Source organism: Pseudoalteromonas sp. AOP31-A2-14 (genome assembly GCF_052378035.1).
In the GTDB taxonomy this organism is placed as follows: domain Bacteria; phylum Pseudomonadota; class Gammaproteobacteria; order Enterobacterales; family Alteromonadaceae; genus Pseudoalteromonas.
The window spans coordinates 452,966-473,551 of sequence record NZ_JBQSXI010000001.1; the positions used below are offsets into that span (position 1 = coordinate 452,966).

25 protein-coding genes are annotated in these 20,586 nt (G+C 41.0%); 11 read left to right on the forward strand and 14 right to left on the reverse strand.

Annotated features, from left to right (window positions below; all coding sequences use genetic code 11):
* The first annotated feature begins 6 nt into the window (after positions 1-6).
* The 4 genes from thiE to ACT3S9_RS02090 all read left to right on the forward strand — a co-directional run bounded on the left by thiE (position 7) and on the right by ACT3S9_RS02090 (position 3,321).
* Entirely contained in the window at positions 7-1,548 is a 1,542-nt protein-coding gene (gene thiE, locus ACT3S9_RS02075; protein ID WP_441834724.1) for a thiamine phosphate synthase, read from the forward strand.
* Positions 1,548-2,327 (forward strand): HesA/MoeB/ThiF family protein, encoded by a 780-nt coding sequence (locus ACT3S9_RS02080; protein ID WP_441834725.1) that lies wholly within the window; start codon positions 1,548-1,550, stop codon positions 2,325-2,327. Before thiE ends, ACT3S9_RS02080 begins: the two co-directional genes overlap by 1 nt.
* Before the next feature lie 184 nt (positions 2,328-2,511).
* The gene (locus ACT3S9_RS02085) at positions 2,512-3,087 is read left to right on the forward strand and encodes a BON domain-containing protein (protein ID WP_441834726.1); all 576 of its coding nucleotides are present in this window, start codon (positions 2,512-2,514) and stop codon (positions 3,085-3,087) included.
* A 75-nt stretch (positions 3,088-3,162) separates the two neighbouring features.
* On the forward strand, positions 3,163-3,321 hold the full coding sequence (locus ACT3S9_RS02090) for a YqaE/Pmp3 family membrane protein (RefSeq protein ID WP_064667813.1): 159 nt from the start codon (positions 3,163-3,165) through the stop codon (positions 3,319-3,321).
* 409 nt (positions 3,322-3,730) lie between these two features.
* Here ACT3S9_RS02090 and mgtE read toward each other — a convergent pair whose 3' ends face one another.
* From mgtE to ACT3S9_RS02150, 12 genes are all read right to left on the reverse strand, one after another.
* Positions 3,731-5,089, reverse strand: coding sequence for a magnesium transporter (mgtE, locus tag ACT3S9_RS02095; protein WP_441834727.1), 1,359 nt, complete (start codon positions 5,087-5,089; stop codon positions 3,731-3,733).
* A gap of 118 nt (positions 5,090-5,207) precedes the next feature.
* Positions 5,208-5,480, reverse strand: a complete 273-nt coding sequence (locus tag ACT3S9_RS02100) for an HPr family phosphocarrier protein (protein ID WP_441834728.1) — start codon at positions 5,478-5,480, stop codon at positions 5,208-5,210.
* 21 nt (positions 5,481-5,501) lie between these two features.
* Entirely contained in the window at positions 5,502-6,347 is an 846-nt protein-coding gene (gene rapZ, locus ACT3S9_RS02105; RefSeq protein ID WP_441834729.1) for an RNase adapter RapZ, read from the reverse strand.
* A gap of 12 nt (positions 6,348-6,359) precedes the next feature.
* Complete coding sequence (locus ACT3S9_RS02110) at positions 6,360-6,809, reverse strand: PTS sugar transporter subunit IIA (RefSeq protein WP_441834750.1); 450 nt, start codon at positions 6,807-6,809, stop codon at positions 6,360-6,362.
* Between the two features lie 4 nt (positions 6,810-6,813).
* Positions 6,814-7,101: a ribosome hibernation promoting factor gene (hpf, locus tag ACT3S9_RS02115; RefSeq protein WP_441834730.1), complete on the reverse strand. Its 288-nt coding sequence runs from the start codon at positions 7,099-7,101 to the stop codon at positions 6,814-6,816.
* Positions 7,102-7,129: 28 nt separating this feature from the next.
* Positions 7,130-8,623 (reverse strand): RNA polymerase factor sigma-54, encoded by a 1,494-nt coding sequence (locus ACT3S9_RS02120; protein WP_441834731.1) that lies wholly within the window; start codon positions 8,621-8,623, stop codon positions 7,130-7,132.
* 61 nt (positions 8,624-8,684) lie between these two features.
* Positions 8,685-9,410 carry an LPS export ABC transporter ATP-binding protein gene (lptB, locus tag ACT3S9_RS02125; RefSeq protein WP_441834732.1) on the reverse strand — a complete coding sequence of 242 codons (726 nt, stop codon included), beginning with the start codon at positions 9,408-9,410 and terminating at the stop codon, positions 8,685-8,687.
* Positions 9,407-9,931 (reverse strand): lipopolysaccharide transport periplasmic protein LptA, encoded by a 525-nt coding sequence (lptA, locus tag ACT3S9_RS02130; RefSeq protein WP_441834733.1) that lies wholly within the window; start codon positions 9,929-9,931, stop codon positions 9,407-9,409. The genes lptB and lptA overlap by 4 nt, the downstream gene beginning before the upstream one ends.
* Complete coding sequence (gene lptC, locus ACT3S9_RS02135) at positions 9,921-10,475, reverse strand: LPS export ABC transporter periplasmic protein LptC (RefSeq protein WP_441834734.1); 555 nt, start codon at positions 10,473-10,475, stop codon at positions 9,921-9,923. Before lptC ends, lptA begins: the two co-directional genes overlap by 11 nt.
* Positions 10,472-11,023 (reverse strand): 3-deoxy-manno-octulosonate-8-phosphatase KdsC, encoded by a 552-nt coding sequence (kdsC, locus tag ACT3S9_RS02140; RefSeq protein WP_441834735.1) that lies wholly within the window; start codon positions 11,021-11,023, stop codon positions 10,472-10,474. The genes lptC and kdsC overlap by 4 nt, the downstream gene beginning before the upstream one ends.
* Complete coding sequence (locus tag ACT3S9_RS02145; protein WP_441834736.1) at positions 11,023-11,994, reverse strand: KpsF/GutQ family sugar-phosphate isomerase; 972 nt, start codon at positions 11,992-11,994, stop codon at positions 11,023-11,025. Before ACT3S9_RS02145 ends, kdsC begins: the two co-directional genes overlap by 1 nt.
* A 25-nt stretch (positions 11,995-12,019) precedes the next feature.
* Positions 12,020-12,997 carry a calcium/sodium antiporter gene (locus tag ACT3S9_RS02150; protein ID WP_441834737.1) on the reverse strand — a complete coding sequence of 326 codons (978 nt, stop codon included), beginning with the start codon at positions 12,995-12,997 and terminating at the stop codon, positions 12,020-12,022.
* Between the two features lie 282 nt (positions 12,998-13,279).
* Here ACT3S9_RS02150 and ACT3S9_RS02155 point away from each other — a divergent pair, with 282 nt between their 5' ends.
* Genes ACT3S9_RS02155 through murA form a run of 7 tightly spaced genes read left to right on the forward strand, consistent with a single transcriptional unit; the run spans position 13,280 to position 17,934 of the window.
* Complete coding sequence (locus ACT3S9_RS02155; RefSeq protein WP_441834751.1) at positions 13,280-14,095, forward strand: ATP-binding cassette domain-containing protein; 816 nt, start codon at positions 13,280-13,282, stop codon at positions 14,093-14,095.
* Positions 14,095-14,874 (forward strand): lipid asymmetry maintenance ABC transporter permease subunit MlaE, encoded by a 780-nt coding sequence (gene mlaE / locus ACT3S9_RS02160; protein WP_441834738.1) that lies wholly within the window; start codon positions 14,095-14,097, stop codon positions 14,872-14,874. The genes ACT3S9_RS02155 and mlaE overlap by 1 nt, the downstream gene beginning before the upstream one ends.
* A gap of 13 nt (positions 14,875-14,887) precedes the next feature.
* Positions 14,888-15,436: an outer membrane lipid asymmetry maintenance protein MlaD gene (gene mlaD / locus ACT3S9_RS02165; protein ID WP_441834739.1), complete on the forward strand. Its 549-nt coding sequence runs from the start codon at positions 14,888-14,890 to the stop codon at positions 15,434-15,436.
* A 5-nt stretch (positions 15,437-15,441) separates the two neighbouring features.
* Positions 15,442-16,113, forward strand: coding sequence for an MlaC/ttg2D family ABC transporter substrate-binding protein (locus tag ACT3S9_RS02170; protein ID WP_441834740.1), 672 nt, complete (start codon positions 15,442-15,444; stop codon positions 16,111-16,113).
* Positions 16,106-16,399: an STAS domain-containing protein gene (locus ACT3S9_RS02175; protein ID WP_441834741.1), complete on the forward strand. Its 294-nt coding sequence runs from the start codon at positions 16,106-16,108 to the stop codon at positions 16,397-16,399. The genes ACT3S9_RS02170 and ACT3S9_RS02175 overlap by 8 nt, the downstream gene beginning before the upstream one ends.
* A 5-nt stretch (positions 16,400-16,404) precedes the next feature.
* Entirely contained in the window at positions 16,405-16,662 is a 258-nt protein-coding gene (locus ACT3S9_RS02180) for a BolA family protein (protein WP_441834742.1), read from the forward strand.
* 12 nt (positions 16,663-16,674) lie between these two features.
* Complete coding sequence (murA, locus tag ACT3S9_RS02185; protein ID WP_441834743.1) at positions 16,675-17,934, forward strand: UDP-N-acetylglucosamine 1-carboxyvinyltransferase; 1,260 nt, start codon at positions 16,675-16,677, stop codon at positions 17,932-17,934.
* A gap of 50 nt (positions 17,935-17,984) precedes the next feature.
* On the opposite strand, the gene ACT3S9_RS02190 is transcribed toward murA, so the two are convergent.
* Complete coding sequence (locus tag ACT3S9_RS02190) at positions 17,985-19,067, reverse strand: trypsin-like peptidase domain-containing protein (protein WP_441834744.1); 1,083 nt, start codon at positions 19,065-19,067, stop codon at positions 17,985-17,987.
* 99 nt (positions 19,068-19,166) lie between these two features.
* Entirely contained in the window at positions 19,167-20,519 is a 1,353-nt protein-coding gene (locus ACT3S9_RS02195) for a Do family serine endopeptidase (RefSeq protein WP_441834745.1), read from the reverse strand.
* Positions 20,520-20,586 lie beyond the last annotated feature (67 nt).

Below are 20,586 nucleotides of genomic sequence, written 5' to 3' on the forward strand. Positions count from 1 at the left end.
GTAAATATGAATCACGTTGTTTGGACAATTGCAGGCTCTGATTCTGGCGGTGGTGCAGGTATTCAGGCAGATATTAAAGCCATGCAAAGTTTTGGTGTACATGGTTGTACTGCAATTACTGCACTTACTGCGCAAAATAGCTTAGGCGTAGAAGCGATTAATCCTATTTCAACCGATATAATAGAGTCGCAGTTATTAGCCCTTGAAAGTGATATGAAAGCCGCCGTAATTAAAATTGGCATGTTAGCGAACGTTCAGCAAATTCAACTTGTTAGTGAACATATAAAGCATTATCAAGCAACATGGCCAATACCGCCACGAGTTATATATGATCCCGTAGCGATTGCTAGTAGTGGTGACTTACTTACCGAAGAAGATACCGTTAGTGCAATTAAAGAGTGCTTATTGCCGCTGGTGGATGTGATCACCCCAAACACTCACGAAACGCAATTATTAACTGGGGTGTATTTAATTGGCCCAAGTGCAGTAAAGGAATCAGCTGCAAAGCTGCAAAGTTGGGGGGCAAAAGCGGTGGTGATCAAAGGTGGGCATTGGGATTACCCAGCTGGTTATTGCGTTGATTACTGTACTGATGGTGCAAGCGAGTATTGGCTTGGCAACGAAAAAATAACGACACCGCACAGTCATGGTACAGGTTGCAGTATGGCCTCTGTAATTGCTGCGTGTTTAACAAAAGAATACCCACTTAAAGATGCTTTTATTTTAGCTAAAGCCTATATCAACCAAGGTTTAAAAGCGGCAGTACGTTATGGTGAAGGTCTTGGCCCTGTAGCACAAACATGCTTCCCCGAAAATATTAATGATTATCCACAAGTGATAGAAGCAGGTAGTTGGCTTGCCGATGAACTAGACTTCGACGGTGCTGATGAATTTACTATGGCTGCCAATTTTGCTCCGTGTGAAAGTAAACAACTCGGTTTATATGCAGTAGTTGATACACTTGATTGGCTAGAGAAGTGTTTAGCGCAAGGTATTAAAACCGTACAGCTAAGAATAAAAAATGGCACAGAAAACGAGCTTGATGAGGTGATTGCATCAGCAGTTACACTAGGGAAAAAGTACGATGGTAACGTGTATATTAACGATTACTGGCAATTGGCAATTAAACACGGCGCTTATGGTGTACATTTAGGCCAAGAAGATTTGCTTAAAGCTAACTTAGCCCTGATAAAAGAGTCGGGGCTGCGTTTAGGGCTTTCGACTCATGGTTTTTATGAAATGCTTCGCGCGCACAATTATCGTCCTAGTTATATGGCATTTGGAGCTATTTACCCAACCACCACCAAAGATATGACGGGTCAAATCCAAGGGCTTGAAAAGCTAAAACATTTTGTGCCATTAATGCAAAGTTACCCAACAGTCGCTATCGGGGGGATTGATTTAGCGCGTACTTTAGAAGTGGCTGCCACAGGTGTTGGCAGTGTTGCTGTAGTAAGGGCTATTACTGAAGCTGATGATTATCAACAAGCAATTGTAGATTTACAAGGTGCTATTAAAGAGAGTTATAAGGATGGCTTTGAAAAATAATGACAGACTTACCTGAGAAAGAATTATCTGACAAAGAGCAGCTACGTTATAGTCGCCACTTAATGCTTAAAGAAGTTGGCCTTGATGGTCAGCTAAAACTAAAAGCAGCACACGTTGTTGTGATTGGTGCGGGCGGTTTAGGTAGCCCTGCGCTTTTGTATTTAGCGGCTTCGGGTGTTGGTGAGCTTACGTTACTTGATGACGATAAAGTCGAACTTTCTAATTTGCAGCGACAGGTGCTCTATAAAGTGAACCACTTAGGGCAAGCTAAAGCGAGCGCTGCAGGTAAAGTGCTAACGAGCTTAAATAACCAAATTACTGTTAACACTGTTAGTCAGCAATTAACTGAAGAAAATGCTGAGCAAATATTTAAAGCTGCAACACTGGTACTGGATTGCAGTGATAACTTTGCTACACGTTATACAGTTAATCGTTTTTGTTTAAAAGCGGGTATACCACTTATATCAGCCGCGGCTATTGCTAGCGAAGGACAGTTGATGTGCTTTGATTTTCGTGTGCCACAAAGTCCCTGTTATGGCTGTCTGTTTCCAGAGCAGCCAGAGCAGCCAGAGCAACAAGCACTGAATTGTGATAATGCAGGTGTGCTGAGTCCGCTTCTAGGTGTGATGGGATCAATGCAGGCATTACTCGGGATTAATTTAATCCTAGGGCACCACCAAGGTAGCCAGTTTATCTGTTTTGATGGTTTAACTCTCGCACAGCAAAAATTCACTCTTACGAAATCTACCGATTGCTCTGAGTGTTATAGCCCAGTATAAAATACTTACAAATGACCATGAAGTGTTTATCTATTGTTGCAATACTAGGAATAAATTACCGAGTAGCTTGTAAAAAAATTACAACGGTTAAATGTTTTTTTGTATCTTATTGATTATTAATAGTTATAAAGTTGGCGCGATGTTCGCATATTAAATAGCGTAACTAATCAAAAGGAAACAGATTATGAAAACATTTAACAAAACAATGATTGCAGCTTTAGTTCTTGGTACAACAGCAATGGGTGCTCAAGCCAATAGCTGGGAAAGTGAAAGTAAAGATGCATGGGTTGATGGTAAGGCTGAAACCGTACTGTTAATGAATAGCAATCTGAATAATTTTGACATTAATACCGATGTTAAAAATGGTAAGGTAACATTAACTGGTAAAGTGAAAAGTGATCTTGATAAAGAGCTTGCTGAAGAACTTGTGTTAAGCATTGATGATGTCATGGACGTAGATAACCAGTTAACTGTTATTCAAGATAAAAAGTCAGCCATGATGAAAAGTAAAGACATGGACAGCGATGATAGCGCTGATAGTGACTTAACAGATGCTAAAATTACCACTGTTATCACAACGCGTTATTTGTTCAATTCTGAAGTAAGCGGTACTAATATCGACGTTGATACAGATAAAGGTGTAGTCACGTTGAACGGTACAGTTGAATCTGACGCTGAAAAGCAGTTAGCTGTTAAAATTGCCTCAAATGCAGAAGATGTAAGAGATGTTAAAGACAATCTTACTATCGTTAAAAAGTAATATTTGTCACTTTATAAAGCCCAGTCTTTTGGGCTTTAAGTTTGAGATTTAGTTTTTTATAGTAAGGAGCGCAAGATGGATTTAATACGTATTATATTTTCAGTGCTCATTCCACCTTTAGGTGTTTTTTTACAGGTAGGTTTGGGTGCACAATTTTGGATTAATATCTTGTTAACATTGCTGGGTTATATTCCTGGTTTGATCCATGCGATTTATATCATCGCTAGACGTTAATAAGCCGTATTCATTAATACTTACAAGGAAGAACAGGCGCAAGTCTGCAAGGAGGAATGTTATGGAGTATAATCATACAAAAGAAAGTCATTTTAAAGAAACGGATGTACAAAGTGTGTCGCTATGGACGGCGCAGCAATGGAAGAAAATTATGGATACTACTTCACCGAGCAAGTAAGTAATGGATTATAGAAGGCTTGGATAAATAAGGATAATGGAAGTTAAGGTGGAATTACGAGAATGGCTATGGATAGCTGTAAGCACACGAAAAGTAAGGGTGGTTAGCTAGGATGGCAGCAATATTAGAAGTGTTAAGTAGTAAAAACCATAAGTGCATGTTACTAAATGCCGCCCTTAGTGAGTATGTAGAGTTGAGCTAATTCAAGCAACTTTTCTTACACTAACTCAATTAAATCAGTAACCAAGTTGCAGTGCCTAAAAAGGCGAAAATACCTATTATATCAGTCACTGTAGTTAATAACACACTACCTGCAAGGGCTGGATCTATATTCATCTTTTTCAAAATTAGTGGAATACTAGCACCGGCTATACCTGCTGCTACTAAGTTCATAAACATAGCAAAAGCAAGCACGGCTCCCAACTTAAAGTCCCACTGCCAAATAGCGACCACGCCTGCTATTAAAATTGACCATACCACGCCATTAATCGCGCCGATAGCCAGTTCTTTCATCAGCAAAAAGCGTTGGTTGGTTTGATTTATATGGCCAACTGCAATACCGCGGATAACCAGAGTGAGTGTTTGACTACCTGCAACACCCCCCATCGACGGCACAATACCGTTAAGTACGGCTAGAATAGGTAAAACAGCGAGAGTGTTTTCAAAAAAGCTGGCGACAAAAGCAGCTGTTAACGCCGTCAATAAATTCACACCAAGCCAAATAGAGCGCTTTTGGGAGCTTTTTAATACGGGAGCAAAGGTATCCTCTTCGTCATCAAGGCCGGCTAAGCTCAATAAGCTATGTTCAGCATCTTCACGAATAACATCAACGATATCATCGATAGTAATACGACCAAGTAATTGTGCGTTATCATCAACAACAGGGGCTGAAATCCAGTTATGGCGTTCAAACAGCTGCGCAACGTCACTCTCATCCATAGAGATGGCAATTGACTCACAGTCTTCATCCATCAAATCACGAATGACTTTATCCGGAGAGTTAGTTAATAGTACGCTTAGCGGCATTGCGCCCAAAAAACAGTTATGCTTATCAACTACGTATAAATCGTCGGTGCCTTCAGGTAGCTCGCCGCGTAAGCGCAGATAGCGAAGGACTACATCAATAGTAACATCAGGGCGAATAGTCACCGTATCGGTGTTCATTAATGCCCCGGCTGAGCGCTCTTGATAAGAAAGTGCTTGGGTAGCACGTTCTCTATCTTGGCTGTCCATGGCGCCAACCACATTTTGATAAACTGTATCGGGCAGGCTACGTAATACTTCGCCGAAGTCATCATCGCTCATGTCTTCAGTGGCAGCAGCTATATGCTCAGGTTCCATTTGCGCAATAATACCCAAGCGCACATCTTCAGAAAGCTCTTCGAGTACATCACCTTGCACATCAGGGTCGACCAGTTGCCATAGTAAACTACGGATTTTATGCGGAGATGACTCTAGTAATAGCGCGGTATCGCACGGGGCCGTTTTTGCTAACATACGCCTGACTTGAACAAACTGCCCACTATTGAGTGACTGAGTCACCTGTTTTAGTTGTTGTAGTGGATAATCCTGTTCAAAAGTATCGGGCATTGGCGTCCTTATAAAAATAAACTATTACGAAGATAGAAAAATTCAGATAATTAACAATGTTTTGGCTAAAAACTGTATTTAGTTTACCGCAATTTAAAGACAGACACCAAGCGCAAGCTTATTCTTGCTCGTTAAAACGCTCTGCTATTAACTGTCCGATGGCTGCAAGCGCGGATTTTGCATCAGGGCCTTTACAAATAACTTTTACTTCTTTGCCTTTACTGCTTTCTAACAGCATCAGTGCTAAGACACTGTCGCCAGCCGCTTGTTTTTCATCTTGAAATAGCGTTATGGTGGCATCAAATTGCACTGCTAATTGTGCAAGAACGCTAGCAGCACGAGCATGTAGGCCTAACTTGTTTTTAATTAAAAAAGTATCTTCTGCATACATTAATTGTGGCTACCTTGGTATTTATATTTCTTGTTCACGGTGGCGAATTTTCACATTTGAGTGAGACATTGCAAAACTTTCACCAATGGTTTGCGCTAAATAGACTGAACGATGCTGGCCACCTGTGCAACCAATAGCAATAGTTAAATAGCTACGATTATTACGCTCTAAATGAGGCAGCCATGTTTGTACAAAGGTTTGAATTTGCCAGGTGAACTTTTGCACTATACTGTGACTTGCTAAATAATCCTTTACTGGTTGATCAAGTCCTGTCAGTGGCTTTAACTCAAGTTCCCAATGTGGGTTTGGTAAAAATCGTGCGTCAAATACGTAATCAGCTTGTTTAGGAATTCCATGTTTAAAGCCAAATGATTCAAAAGTTATGATTAATTTTTTGTCTTTTTTGCCGAGAATTTTTTCACGAATTGATTCAGCCAGCTGGTGGACACTTAAATCGGTGGTATCAATAATAAAATCAGCATGAGTGATCAGTACATCCAGCAATATTTTTTCTTGTTTTATCGCTAAATCAAGCGGTAAAGAGTCAATCGATAATGGATGCAGGCGACGAGTCTCAGAAAAACGTTTTATCAGTGTTTGCTCGTCGCTGTCTAAATAAAATAAAGTTGGTTTTGCAAATCCAGGTAGGTATTCGAGTATATCGTTAAATTCTTTTTGTTCTTTAGGCAGGTTTCTAACGTCGATGCTAACAGCTATTTTGTCGTAATTGTCTGATACACTTCGTACTAGAGACGGTAATAGGTTAACTGGAATATTATCTACGCAGTAATAGTCTAAGTCTTCTAATACTCGTAGCGCAACGGACTTCCCTGAGCCTGAGCGGCCGCTGACGATAATTAACTCCATTACTAGTCTCCTTTATTGTGCATCAATTACATTAAATAAATCTTGGTCCGTTTTTGCGCTACGTAATTGTTTGCAAAACTCTTTATTGTTTAGTTTATCAGCAATGGCGGCTAGCGTCTTTAAGTGCAGCTCACTATCACCGTCAGGGACGATGAGTGCGACAAATATATCAACAGGGCGATTATCGATAGCATCAAAATTAATGGGTGATTTACTCACTAGCACAAGCGCTAAAGGACTATCAATACCATTCATTCGGCCATGAGGAATAGCAATACCTTTACCTATACCTGTACTCCCCAACTTTTCGCGAGTCAACAGCGCATTAAGTATATCTTGCTGGACTAAATGCGGTAACTGCTCGTGGGCTAGCTGGCTTATGAATTCAATAATGCGTTTTTTGCTATTAAAAAGGACCGCAGCTTTACTGCAGTCCTGACAAGTAAGTGAGCTTAATTTCATAGGATTAATGTCGAGCAATCTTCTCTTTGTGTTTGATTACTTGGCGGTCTAGTTTATTTATAAGTCCGTCAATCGCGGCGTACATGTCTTGGTGCTGTGTCGAAGCGAACAACTCCGCGCCACTGACATGTAAAGTGGCTTCTGCTTTTTGCTTTAGTTTTACTACATCAAGAATGACATGCACATTGTTTATATGATCAAAGTGCCTTTCTAGCTTCGCAAATTTACTATTTACATAGTCTCTTAATGAATCAGTAATATCTACATGGCGACCCGTTAAATTTAATTGCATAAGCATTTTCCTTCTGTGTGTTAACGCCTTAAATCAAACTTTTTCTTTGGTTCGATGGTGGAATAGCAAGCGACTCGCGGTATTTTGCAATGGTGCGTCTAGCCACTTTTATTCCTTGCTCTGCCAATATATCTGCTATTTTGCTATCACTCAACGGTTTCGCTGAGTTTTCTGCGCTGACTAGCTTTTTGATCAGAGCACGAATAGCTGTTGATGAGCATTCCCCCCCATTTTCGGTGCTTACATGACTTGAAAAAAAGTATTTCAACTCAAAAATACCGCGTGGAGTATGCATATATTTTTGCGTAGTTACTCGCGAAATTGTTGACTCATGCATTTCCACCATTTCAGCTACATCATTTAAAACCATTGGGCGCATAGCTTCGGGTCCATGTTCAAAAAAACCTTGTTGTTGCTGCACAATGCAGTTAGTTACTTTTAATAAAGTATCGTTACGGCTTTCTAAGCTTTTAATAAACCATTTGGCTTCTTGCAGATGAGAGCGAATGAACTGGCTGTCACTGCTTGATTTAACAGAGCGAGACATTGCCGCATACTGGCTGTTTACACGAATTTTTGGCATGCTGTCGGGGTTAAGCTCAACTATCCAGCGGCCTTTTATTTTCTTCACTGACACATCAGGAATAACGTACTCAGATTCTTCACGCACAATGGTATCAGCCGGCTTGGGATTGAGACTGTGAATGAGCGTCATAACCTCTTTAAGCTCGTCTTCTTTAAGCTTAGTCTTTTTCATTAAAGTACGGTAATCACGACTGGCTAATAAATCGATATGATCAGTTAGAACCTTTTTTGTCTCGCTAATCCAAGGGGTTGCGGGATCAAATTGATTTAGTTGAATACATAGGCATTCAGGTAAGCTGCGTGCGCCGATGCCGATTGGGTCAAAAAGTTGAATTCTCTTTAACACAGCTTGTATTTCATCAAGTTCTATTTCTTCTTCGCCGCCTTGATTCAAGCTTTCTAATAAGTCTTCACAACTAACGGTTAAAATACCTGATTCATCGATGCCTTCAACAATAGCTAAAGCGATCGCCTCATCAGTGGGACTAAATGGCGTTAACTGTAGTTGCCACATTAAATATTCGTGCAGTGTTTCTGTTGATGCACCTTGATAAATAGATTCATCTTCAGGCATTGGCCCTGATGACGAATTAGGGGCTGCACTCATGTACTCATCCCACGTAACGTCCATTGCCATTTCGTCACTCACGGTTTCTTTAGTTAATGCTTCTGAGCTTTCTTGTTCGTATTCGCTTGAGGTTTCGTCTGGCGAAGCGCTAACCGTGACATCATCTGTATCTTGCTTTTGTTCATTTTTACCAGCATTTTCGTCACTAAAATTTTGTTCTTCAACCTCAAGTAATGGGTTGCTATCTAGCGCTTCTTGTATTTCTTGCTGGAGATCCAATGTACTAAGTTGCAGCAGGCGTATCGCTTGTTGCAGCTGTGGTGTCATTGTAAGTTGCTGGCCCATGCGCAGCTGTAATGATTGCCTCATGTATCTCTAACAATCCTTTTTAAAATGTTGTCATAATTAATACTAGCAGATGCTAGTCGATTTAGAGTCTAAACTGTTCACCTAGGTAAACATCGCGCACTGTTTTATTATTTAATACGTTTTCAGGAGTGCCAGATGCAATTAGCTCCCCATGAGAAACAATGTAGGCTTTTTCACAAACATCAAGGGTTTCTCGTACATTGTGATCAGTAATAAGTACGCCTATACCTCGGTTTTTAAGGTGTTCAATAATCTTCTTTATATCTAACACTGAAATAGGGTCAACACCAGCAAAAGGCTCATCTAAAAGAATAAATTTAGGATTGGCTGCTAATGCGCGAGCTATTTCTACCCGGCGGCGTTCACCACCAGACAATGCCATGCCTTGGCTATCACGAATGTGTTGAATACTTAGTTCGTCAAGTAATTCATTTAGTACCTCTTCGCGTTCAGTCTTTTTTAGTTCTTTACGAGTTTCTAAAATTGCCATTAAATTTTGGTAAACGGTGAGTTTACGAAAAATTGATGATTCTTGTGGTAAATAGCCAATTCCTAAGCGTGCGCGGCTGTGCATTGGTAGTAGCGTTATGTCTTGCTCATCAATAGTAATACGCCCTTTATCACTTGGAACTAAACCAACAATCATATAAAAAGTGGTGGTTTTACCCGCACCATTTGGGCCAAGTAAGCCAACAATACTACCTGCACTGACTTCAAGACCGACATTTTTTACGACTTCGCGGCCTTTATAGCTTTTTGCTAAAAATTCTGCTTTTAAAGTGCTCATGGTTGGCCTTTTTCGTTATCTTTTTTGCTGTTTATAGGCACTAAAATGGTGTGTACTCGGTCGTCAGAGTTTTCATCTTTTTCGGCGCTAATAAGCTGTTGCTGCATATCGTAGGTGATGCTTTTAGCATTAATTTCTTGTCCTGCCTGAGTCACTTTAGCATCACCAACTAGGGTCAAAAAGCGTTTTGCTACGTCGTAACGTACTTCATTGGCGCTGGCGCTCATTACAGTGCCATCGGTTTGCTTTTCTTCAAAGTAGGCAGGCTTGCCTGTTGCGATTAACAATTGTTTATTTTCGCCTAAATCGCCGCGTTTATGAACCTCAAGGCGATCGGCTGTAATATGACGATTACCATGAATTACTTCGACATTTTTTTCAAAAATCCCCACATTTTCTTTAAGTTGTGCTTGCTGCTTATCGGCACTAATTGATACTTGATCTGCAGGCGGCGTGGCTGCGATTGTTGAAAAAGCGATGAATAGGCTTGGTAATAGTATTTTAGTTAGTTTATTGGTCATAATATATGGTTCGCGTATGGTTGATAAGTTCTATCACTTCGGCTTTTAAATCGGCTTCGAGGCCGCGGCCAGTGATCTTTAAATTCGGACCGATTAATTCTACCGGCTGCGCTGAACGCATGGTTTGTGCTTCGATATTTACTTCAATGTTGTCGGCGTTAATATTTTCAATCATAGCATTACTAGTTAAATTTTTAGCCACAACATCACCGTCTAAAATAAGGGTGTTGTTTTCGTATAACGTGGCTTCTTTAGCGTTTATTCGCCAAGTCTGTTGCTCGTTATATATTGTAAATATAGGCTGTTCAAAGTAAGTAAAGCCAAGCTTTCGGTAAAGCTCCATTTTTGTCGCTGTGACTTTATGGCTTATTTTACCTTGTTCATCATAAGCTGTTTGCTTAAGGGCAACTGCTACATAATCAGGCTTAGCGATGATTCTTTCTTGTTTATTTTGATTGTCTAGAGGTTGATTAAAGTACGGATACCATAACCAAACCATAGTCGCTACAAATAAAATAGATAGAATTATACGCGTGCTACTCATGAGCTTGTGCCTGTGCTTGTTAGCGGTTTATTATTAACTAACATCAGTAAGTCGGTTAATTCACGCACTGCACCAAACCCACCTGGTAGCATAGTTGTATAATGAGCAAGGTGCTTTATAAGTGGGTGCGCATCATTTACCGCTACCGCAAAGCCAACTTGTTCCATTACAGGTAAGTCAGGGCCATCGTCGCCGATATAAGCGATTTGGTCATCATTGAGCTTTAAATTATTTTTAAGCTCTTGATAGCTTAGTAACTTATCCTCTTGGCCTTGGTAAATATGTTGTACGGTTAGGCTAGTCATGCGCTGCTGAACTATCTGTGAATGACGCCCGGTGATCACAGCAACCTCAAAGCCACTATTAATAAGCGCTTTAATGCCAAAACCATCTTTGGTGTTAAATGCTTTTAATTCTTCGCCTTGGTTACCTAAATAGATGCGACCATCTGAAAATACGCCATCAATATCACAAATCAGCATTTTTATTTTTTTTGCGCGTTGCTCTACGTCGTGGCTTAGAGGCTGGTATAAATCAGAAAATTGCATTATAAAACTCCAGCTTTAAGTAAATCTTGCATGTTTAACGCGCCAATAGGGCGGTTGTTATCATCAACTACAATTAAACCATTGATGCGTTGACGTTCCATTATATTTAGTGCTTCAGCAGCTAGCAATTGTGCTTTGGCGGTTGTACACGAACGGGTCATTACTTCAGTGATTGGGGTGCCATGAATATCAATACGTTGCTCTAAAATACGGCGTAAATCACCATCAGTAAATAACCCTGCTAATGAGCCTTGGTTATCGACAATGGCTGTCATGCCAAGGCCTTTTGCCGACATTTCAATTAATGCGTCTTTAATGGTTTGCTTATCAGTGATAATAGGCACTTGCTCATTGGCATGCATCACATCGTTTAAGCACAGTAGTAAGCGCTTACCTAGGCTGCCGCCAGGGTGTGAAAGTGCAAAATCATCAGCGGTAAAACCACGAGCTTCAAGCAGTGCAACTGCCATGGCATCGCCCATGGCAAGTGTGGCGGTGGTGCTGGCAGTTGGGGCTAATCCCAATGGACAGGCTTCCTCAGTAACTTTAATGCACACATGTGCATTAGCGAGGGTAGCCATAGTTGACTGCGGGTTTCCTGTCATGCTTATTACTTTTGCGCCAATACGTTTTAGTACCGGTATAATATTAAGTACTTCGCTGGTTTCACCTGAATTTGAAATGAGCATAACAACATCATTTGGGGTGATCATGCCTAAATCGCCATGACTGGCTTCACCAGGATGAACAAAAAAAGCTGGGGTCCCGGTACTGGCGAGTGTTGCTGCAATTTTATTGCCAATATGACCAGATTTACCCATGCCAATTACAATAACGCGGCCATCACATTGATACATTAACTGGCAAGCCTGATTGAAGTTATCATCCAAATATTGGCTTATATCTACAAGCGCTTGGCGTTCTATTTCAAGTACTCGCTTACCTTGCTCTATAAAATTTAGCTGCGTCATTGTGCTACTCGTATGGTGAATGCTGTTAGCCAACTTGGCTGAAAATATAGCCTTGATAGGCAATAAATGCGACTAGTAATAAACCGCCTTCTACTCTATTAATGCGGTGTGTGCCTCTAAAACTCAAGGACATGACGATAAGTGCAATTGTTGCGCCTATCATTATCAGTACATCTCGGTTGGCTGCTGATGGGTCGATAATTGACGGATTAATAATACCTGCCAATGGTAAAACAGCTAGAATATTAAAAATATTAGAGCCGACAATATTACCTAGAGCTAAATCGTCCTCTTTTTTTAATACCCCAGCAACGCTAGCAGCAAGTTCGGGTAAGCTGGTGCCAATGGCAATGATGGTTAAACCAATAACTAAATCGCTTAAGCCAAAATATTTTGCAATATCGACCGCAGAGCCGACTAAAAAGTGCGAGCTAATAGGGAGTAATATTATACCCACTGCTAACCAAAATACGGCTGACTTAGTTGGTACATTATTAGGCACGTCTTCGCAGGCCTCGCTGACAAATGGGTCATCAGCTTGAGTTTGTTTTTTGGCTTTAATTGATATAGTAATAAGGCCAGCAATAAATACGATAAACGCAACCAGTAGCGCAATACCTTCAGTGAATGAAAAGTAGTTATCTGAAAATACGTACCAAGTAGCCACTGAAATCAGTAATACTAATGGCATTTCACGTTTTAATGTTGATGAAGAAACTGATAAGGGCCGTAATAGTGCTGTGATACCCAACACTAGAAAAATATTAGTGATATTTGAACCTATCGCATTACCTACCGCAGTGTCTGTTTTACCAGCAAGCGCTGCTGATGCTGAAACCATCATTTCGGGAGCTGAAGAGCCCATTGCAACCACCGTTAATCCGATGATTAAAGTAGGTATCCCCATGTTTTTTGCCAGAGCTGCAGCGCCATAAACAAAGCGGTCTGCACTCCAAACTAGTGCCGCAAAACCTAAAATTAAAATGACAAATGATGTCAGCATGCCTGTACGCCAATTTTTTTAAACGAGATGACTATAAATAGTATCAAAAGCCAACATGAAAGTATAAATAAAAGAATCCGGTCAATTTGCTAGGATTGTGTACTAAGTCTCTTTAAAATGCGGGGCTGTATATACGTACGTAAATAAAATATTTAAGGGTAGGTTAAGCCAATAAAGGTGAGGATTAGATGGTTATGTAATAGAATATTACAAAATTTTACGATTTGTTTTTTCCATCTTGCTGCAAAAAGCCTTAAAATAGGGGAACTAGTGAAAATAGTTATGGAGAGCGACTTGTCGCAACCAATAGTAGAGATCAAGGATGTAACCTTTTTGCGAGGTGAACGCATCATATATAAAAATATGAGCTTCAATGTCCCAAAAGGAAAAATCACCGCGATTATGGGGCCCAGTGGTATTGGTAAAACCACCTTGTTACGTCTAGTGGGTGGGCAATTAAAACCCGACTGTGGTGAAATTCTGTTTGAAGGCAGCAATATTCCGAGTATGTCGCGTAAAGCACTATATGCTGCGCGTACTAAAATGAGTATGCTATTTCAAAGCGGCGCCTTATTTACCGATATGTCAGTGTTTGACAACATTGCGTTTCCTCTACGCGAACATACTAGCCTAAGTGAAGATTTAATTCGTCTAGTAGTCATTTTAAAGCTGCAAGCCGTAGGGCTTCGTGGCGCGCAAGATTTAATGCCATCAGAGTTATCAGGTGGTATGGCAAGGCGTGCAGCCCTTGCACGCGCTATTGCTTTAGACCCTGAATTAATCATGTACGATGAACCTTTTGCAGGACAAGACCCTATTTCCATGGGAGTACTAGTTAAGCTGATTAAGTCCCTTAATGAAGTGTTGGGATTATCATCGTTAATTGTTACTCATGATGTTACAGAGGTAATGAGCATTGCCGATCATGTTATTATCATTGCAGAACAAGGTGTTATTGGTGAAGGTTCTCCTGAACAAATGCGTAATCATGAATCGCCTTTAGTACAACAGTTTTTAAAAGGTCTATCAGACGGCCCTGTGCCATTTCACTTCCCAGCAACGCCTTATCAAGACGAATTACTTGGAGGGCAACAATAATGCTCGATTTACTACAACGCTTAGGGCATAAAACCTTGGGCCGTTTTGCGGCGCTGGGTCGTTCATCACAAATGTTGGTGGGTGCACTAGCTAATGTGCCGAATATTAAAAAAGGTACACCGTTACTGATCCGCCAATTATATATGGTTGGCTCTCAGTCGTTATTAATTATCATGGTGTCGGGTCTATTTATTGGTATGGTGTTGGCTTTACAAGGCTATACTGTCCTTGTTGGTTATGGCGCTGAAGATAGTTTAGGCCCTCTGGTTGCCTTGAGCTTACTAAGAGAGCTTGGACCTGTGGTTACTGCATTACTGTTTGCTGGGCGTGCAGGCAGTGCGTTAACGGCCGAAATTGGCTTGATGAAAGCAACAGAGCAGTTGTCGAGCTTGGAAATGATGGCAATTGATCCGCTTAAGCGTATTATTGCACCGCGTTTTTGGGCCGGCTTTATAAGTATGCCATTGTTGGCACTGATTTTTTCAGCAGTCGCTATTATTGGAGCACACCTTGTTGGGGTTGACTGGTTGGGGGTTGATTCGGGGAGTTTTTGGTCAATCATGCAATCGCAAGTATCTTTTCAACAAGATATTTTGAACGGTATGATCAAAAGCTTCGTATTTGCTTTAGTAGTGACATGGATTGCACTTTATAAAGGTTATGATTGTGTACCAACCTCAGAAGGGATCAGCAGAGCAACTACCGAAACGGTAGTGCATTCTTCTCTTGCTGTATTAGGTTTTGACTTTATTTTGACAGCGGTAATGTTTACCAGCTAATAGGGTATTAATAATGAATTCACGGAAATTAGAAATTTTAGTTGGTTTTTTTGTGGCTCTCGGTATTGCCGCACTTGCTATGTTAGCGCTTAAAGTGGCTAATGCAGGTATTGGCGGTGGAGTTGAAACTTATCAATTAAAAGCCAAGTTTGACAATATTGGGTCCTTAAAAACCCGCGCACCGATTAAGGTGGGTGGTGTGGTTATTGGTCGAGTAGAATCAATTAAGGTTCATCCACAAGAGTTTGTCCCTGTGGTTGATATGACTATTGACGCGCAGTATCAGTGCCGGTTTTCTAACACTAGCTCAATTTCGATTTTGACTTCAGGTATTTTAGGTGAGCAATACTTAGGAATTAACCCTGTTATTGCGCCAAAATCAGCTGAACAACGTTGTATGGGTGTTGAGGTAACGAGCAACGATGGAGATGTTGGCTTAGATGAGCTGTTTGGTGTGCAAAGTAAAGCGCTAAATGATGGTGACTTTATTACTGATACTAAATCAGCGATAGTGCTTGAAGAATTAATCGGGCAGTTTTTATTCAACCAAGGTAGCGAGTAATTATTATGTTTAAGAAAATTTTATGTGTTGTTGGGCTCGTTTTTATGAGCGGTGCTACTCAGGCACAAGATGTTGATTTAAAAGACCCTTATAAAATGGTTCGCCAAGTAGCTGATAATACTTTTCAGCGTATTACTAAAGAACAGTCAATCATTAAAAAAGATAAAGAGCGTTTACGCGTTATTGTTAGTGAAGAGTTAATGCCTTATGTGGATTATAAGTATGCGGCTTTGCGTGTATTGGGTAGTCATGTTTCAAAAGTCAGAGCGATTAAAGATCCCGCTGAGCAAAAAAAGGCTATTGATGAAATTAAGCGCTTTATTGATGTATTTCAAGAGTATTTAGTCGCTACATACGCTGGTGTATTTACCCAATATAGCAATCAGAGCGTAGAGTTTTCTCCAGCAAAAGCGTTTGCAGGACAAGATGTAGTGCTAGTAAAAACAAAAATTGTTGAGTCAGGCAAACCTGATATTAAAATTGACTTCAAAGTACGTGAAAACCGCAGTGGTGAGTGGCGCGCTTATGATATGGTTGCTGAAGGTATTAGTTTACTTGATGCTAAACAAAGCGAACTACAAGGCATTTTACGCCAGCAAGGGCTTACCCATGTTAGTGACTTATTAGAACAAAAGAGCAAATTGCCAGTGCAATTTAGGGGTAACACAGGTGAGTAATCTCACGGTCAATAATTCGAGTGATGGACAATTTAAAATAAGTGGCGAGTTGACCCGACATTCAATCGCCACTGAACGACTTATTAACAAGCAGCCACAAAGTGGCCATAAAACATGGTATTTTGACCTTTCTGAGGTTACAAGGGTTGACACAGCGGGCTTAGCTTGGTTAATTCACTCTTTCAGAGAATTAAAGCAGCAAGGCGTTCGCCTTGAGTTGCAAAATATACCTGAACAGCTGCAAAAACTAATGCAGTTGGGTCAGGTTACAACCCTATTTGAGTGAGAGTTATGGAAACAAGTCAGGTCGAAGTCTTATTACGCGATGAGTTACAATTAGCTGAAGTACATGTTAAAGCCAATGGTAGTCATTACGAAGTGATAGCTGTAGGTGAGTGTTTTGACGGTTTAAACCGCGTCAAAAAGCAGCAATTGGTATATGCACCTTTAATGAATACTATTTCAGATGGCACAATTCACGCAGTATCTATTCGTGCTTTTACTCCTACCGAGTGGAAACGCGAGAAAAAACTCATTTTACCTCAATAATAAGGCTTGCTCATGGATCAATTCGTAATTCAGGGCGGCACAGGGCTGGCTGGTGAAGTCACGATCTCTGGCGCTAAGAACGCAGCATTACCCATTTTATTTGCAGCGTTACTTGCCGATGGTAAAAGCCATTTCTCAAATGTGCCACGTTTACGCGATATTGGCACCACAGAGGCATTATTAAAAACTCTTGGTGCCGACGTACAGTGGCAACAAGATACACTCGTTATCGATGGCAGTGTGGTCGATAAAACGTTAGCTCCTTATGATTTAGTAAAGCAAATGCGAGCGTCTGTATTAGCGCTTGGGCCTTTAGTTGCTCGCTTTGGTCAGGCGCAAGTGTCACTGCCTGGTGGTTGTGCTATCGGTGCTCGCCCGGTTGATATTCATATCAAAGGCCTTGAACGTATGGGCGCGATTATTGAAGTTGAAAATGGCTATATCAATGCCAAAGTAGATGGCCGCTTAAAAGGCGCTGAAGTTTATATGGAAATGGTCAGTGTTGGTGCTACTGAAAACTTACTTATGGCAGCCACATTAGCTGAAGGTAAAACGATACTTGAAAATGCCGCCCGCGAACCTGAAATTACCGACCTTGCCAATTGCTTAATTGCCATGGGTGCTAAAATTAGTGGCGCTGGCAGTAGCCGTATCGAAGTGGAAGGTGTTGAAAAACTAAATGGTTGTGAGCATCGTATTTTACCCGATCGTATCGAAACTGGTACGTTTTTAGTGGCTGCAGCTATGGCAGGTGGTGAAGTATTATGTAAAGCCACAGATTTTCATAACCTTGAACCCGTTATTGAAAAGCTACGTGCAACTAATGCATTAGTTGAAGTAAACGATGATAGTATTTATTTGGACATGCGTAACCGTGAGCTCAAAGCGGTTAACATTAAAACCATGCCACACCCTGGTTTTCCAACCGACATGCAAGCCCAATTTACCGCTTTAAATGTGGTTGCTAATGGCAATGCAACGATCACTGAAACTATTTTTGAAAACCGCTTTATGCATGTACCAGAACTACAACGCATGGGTGCTAATATTCGTTTGGAAGGCACGACTGCTATTTGTGGTGAAACAACGGTACTAACTGGCGCACAAGTAATGGCTACCGACTTACGTGCCTCAGCAAGCCTTATACTGACTGGTATTGTTGCAGAGGGCGAAACTATAGTTGACCGTATTTATCATGTTGACCGTGGTTACCAGCATATTGAAGACAAGCTAAGTGCACTCGGTGCTAATATTAAACGTAGAAGTAATTAAATAACCTAAAACCTAGGTCCTAATAAATAGGCCCTAGGTTTAATTAGTTCTTATAGCTTCGTCTCTAACTCTGCCACTTTCACCATCACTTTTTTGATCTCACCGTTACGGTATAACTCAAACTCAATTTCTTTACCTGGCTCTGAATTACCAATCATATGTAAGGTTTTTTGTGGATTACTTACATCCGTACCGGCAATTTTAATGACAATATCTTGCTCTTTAATGCCTGCTTGCCACGCAGGGCCTAATGGGTCTAGATTGGTGATCCGCATGCCTGTGACAGGGGTAAAGTTATCACTGATTTCTTTGCCGGTGCTATCTACAGCGGTTCCCGTAAAACCTAAGTAGCCGCGTACTACACGGCCATGCTTTATCAGTTTTTTCATAACTTCTTTAGCGAGTGAATAGGGCACCGCAAAAAAGATCCCTTGAATATCGAGGTTTTCACGGGTTTTAAATTGTGCCGAGGTAATGCCAACTAAATCACCATTTGAGTTAATTAGCGCCCCTCCTGAATTACCCACATTAATTGCGGCATCCATTTGCAATAGGTTGTTATAAGGACTGTCGGTAATTTTTTGTTTGCCGGTTGCGCTAATAATTCCTTGGGTGATGGTTTGCCCTAAGTTAAGTGGATTACCAATTGCCAGCACAACATCGCCCACTTGTGGATTAAACCCGTTGTTGATAGGGATCATGGGTAAATGTTCGGCATTTATTTTTAGCAGTGCTAAGTCTGTTACGGTATCAAAACCGATTAATTGCACATCAAAAAAACGTCGTCCATCAGTTAAAACGACTAAAATTTGGTCCGCATTATTGATCACATGATAGTTAGTTAAAATATAACCATCGTTTGACATGATCACCCCAGAGCCAAGTTCTTGTACGGTGTTTTGGCCCTTATAACGAGGTTGACTAGAAATACTTTCTGAAAAAATAGTAACTACAGAGGGGCCAGCGCGCTTTACTGCATCAGAGAAGCTAAGGTGGCTGGTACTCATTGGGTTGGGGATTTCTACATTCGGTAATAAGTTATCACGTAATGTCGGGCTAAAAAAAACCACAAGAAAGGCAATACCCAGCCCTGCAAAAAGTGGCGGCAGGGTAAATTTAATAAGTTTTAGCACGGTGTTCTTATTGTTAGTTAGCAATTCTCTAATGATGGCATAAAAAAAATCACAGCGGCAAGTATTGCTGTGATTTTTATTGTTTTATAGTGAATTAAATTACTGGATCAGTACAAATACAGATTCACGACCACGTTGCACACCTAATACGATGTTACCTTGGGTTGCTTCGATGATTTGATTCATATCACGAATCGTCTCAACTCGTTGGCGATTTACTTGCATGATCACATCACCTTTCTCTAGACCTACCCTAGCAGCCGGTGAACGAGGATCAACCGATTGAACTTCGATTCCTTCATGGCTGTTCTTTTGGGTATTTTCTAATACCGAACCTTGAAAAGCAGGATGCAGTTCTTCGCCAGGTGATGAAATACCTGATGCGCCATCAAGTGTTACGTTAACGGTTTTAACTTCACCGTCGCGATAGATACCTAATTTAACTTCTTTACCTTCACCTAAAGTTGCTATTTTACTGCGTAGCTCATGGAAACCACCGATATCACTGCCATGGATACTGACGATCACATCGCCGGCTTTAATACCCGCCTCACTGGCTGCAGAATCATCCATAACCTGCATAACATAGGCGCCTTGCTTCACATCAAGCTTTTGGGCTTTAGCAAGCCCAGCATCAAGTGGACGACCTGAAATACCGAGCGAGCCACGGCGAACTTCTCCGTGCTCAATAATTTGATCTACTAAGTTTTTCATCATATTTGATGGAATGGCAAAGCCAATCCCAACATTACCGCCTGATGCACCTAAAATTGCGGTATTAATACCTATTAGCTCACCGTTTAAATTAACTAAAGCACCGCCTGAGTTACCTTGGTTGATGGCTGCATCTGTTTGAATAAAGTCTTCATAGCCCTCAATATTTAAGCCGCTGCGACCAAGGGCACTGACAATCCCTGAGGTCACGGTATGGCTTAAACCAAATGGATTTCCGATAGCGACTGCAAAATCACCAACTCGTAGTTCATCAGAGTTAGCAAGTTTAACGGCTATTAAATCATCAGCATCGATTTGTAGAAGTGCAATATCGGATTCTTTATCACTACCAATCTTAGTGGCTTCATATTCACGACCATCTTCAAGCGTGACCAGCATTTTTTGCGCATCTTGTACTACATGGTTATTGGTAACAACGTAGCCTTCATCAGCATCAATTATAACGCCAGAGCCCAAACCACTAAATTCACGCTTTTGGCTGCGTGGCTGCGGGTTGCCAAAAAAGAAATCAAGTGGTGCTGCGCGACTACGTACTTCTTTAGAACCTGAAACTTGAATGCTAACTACACCAGGGCTTATTTGCTCTAGCATTGGGGCGAGTGTTGGTAATTGCTGGCCATTAACAGCAATGGGCATTTTTGCGAACGAAACGCCAGGGGTTACTAATAAGCTCGCTGATAAAACGGCTGCACTGATCAAAGATAATTTCATTTTCATAGTCAGGGTTTACTCCACATCACAAGAAAAGCAAAAACTAAAAAAGGCTGGTAAGAAGCAGCCTTTT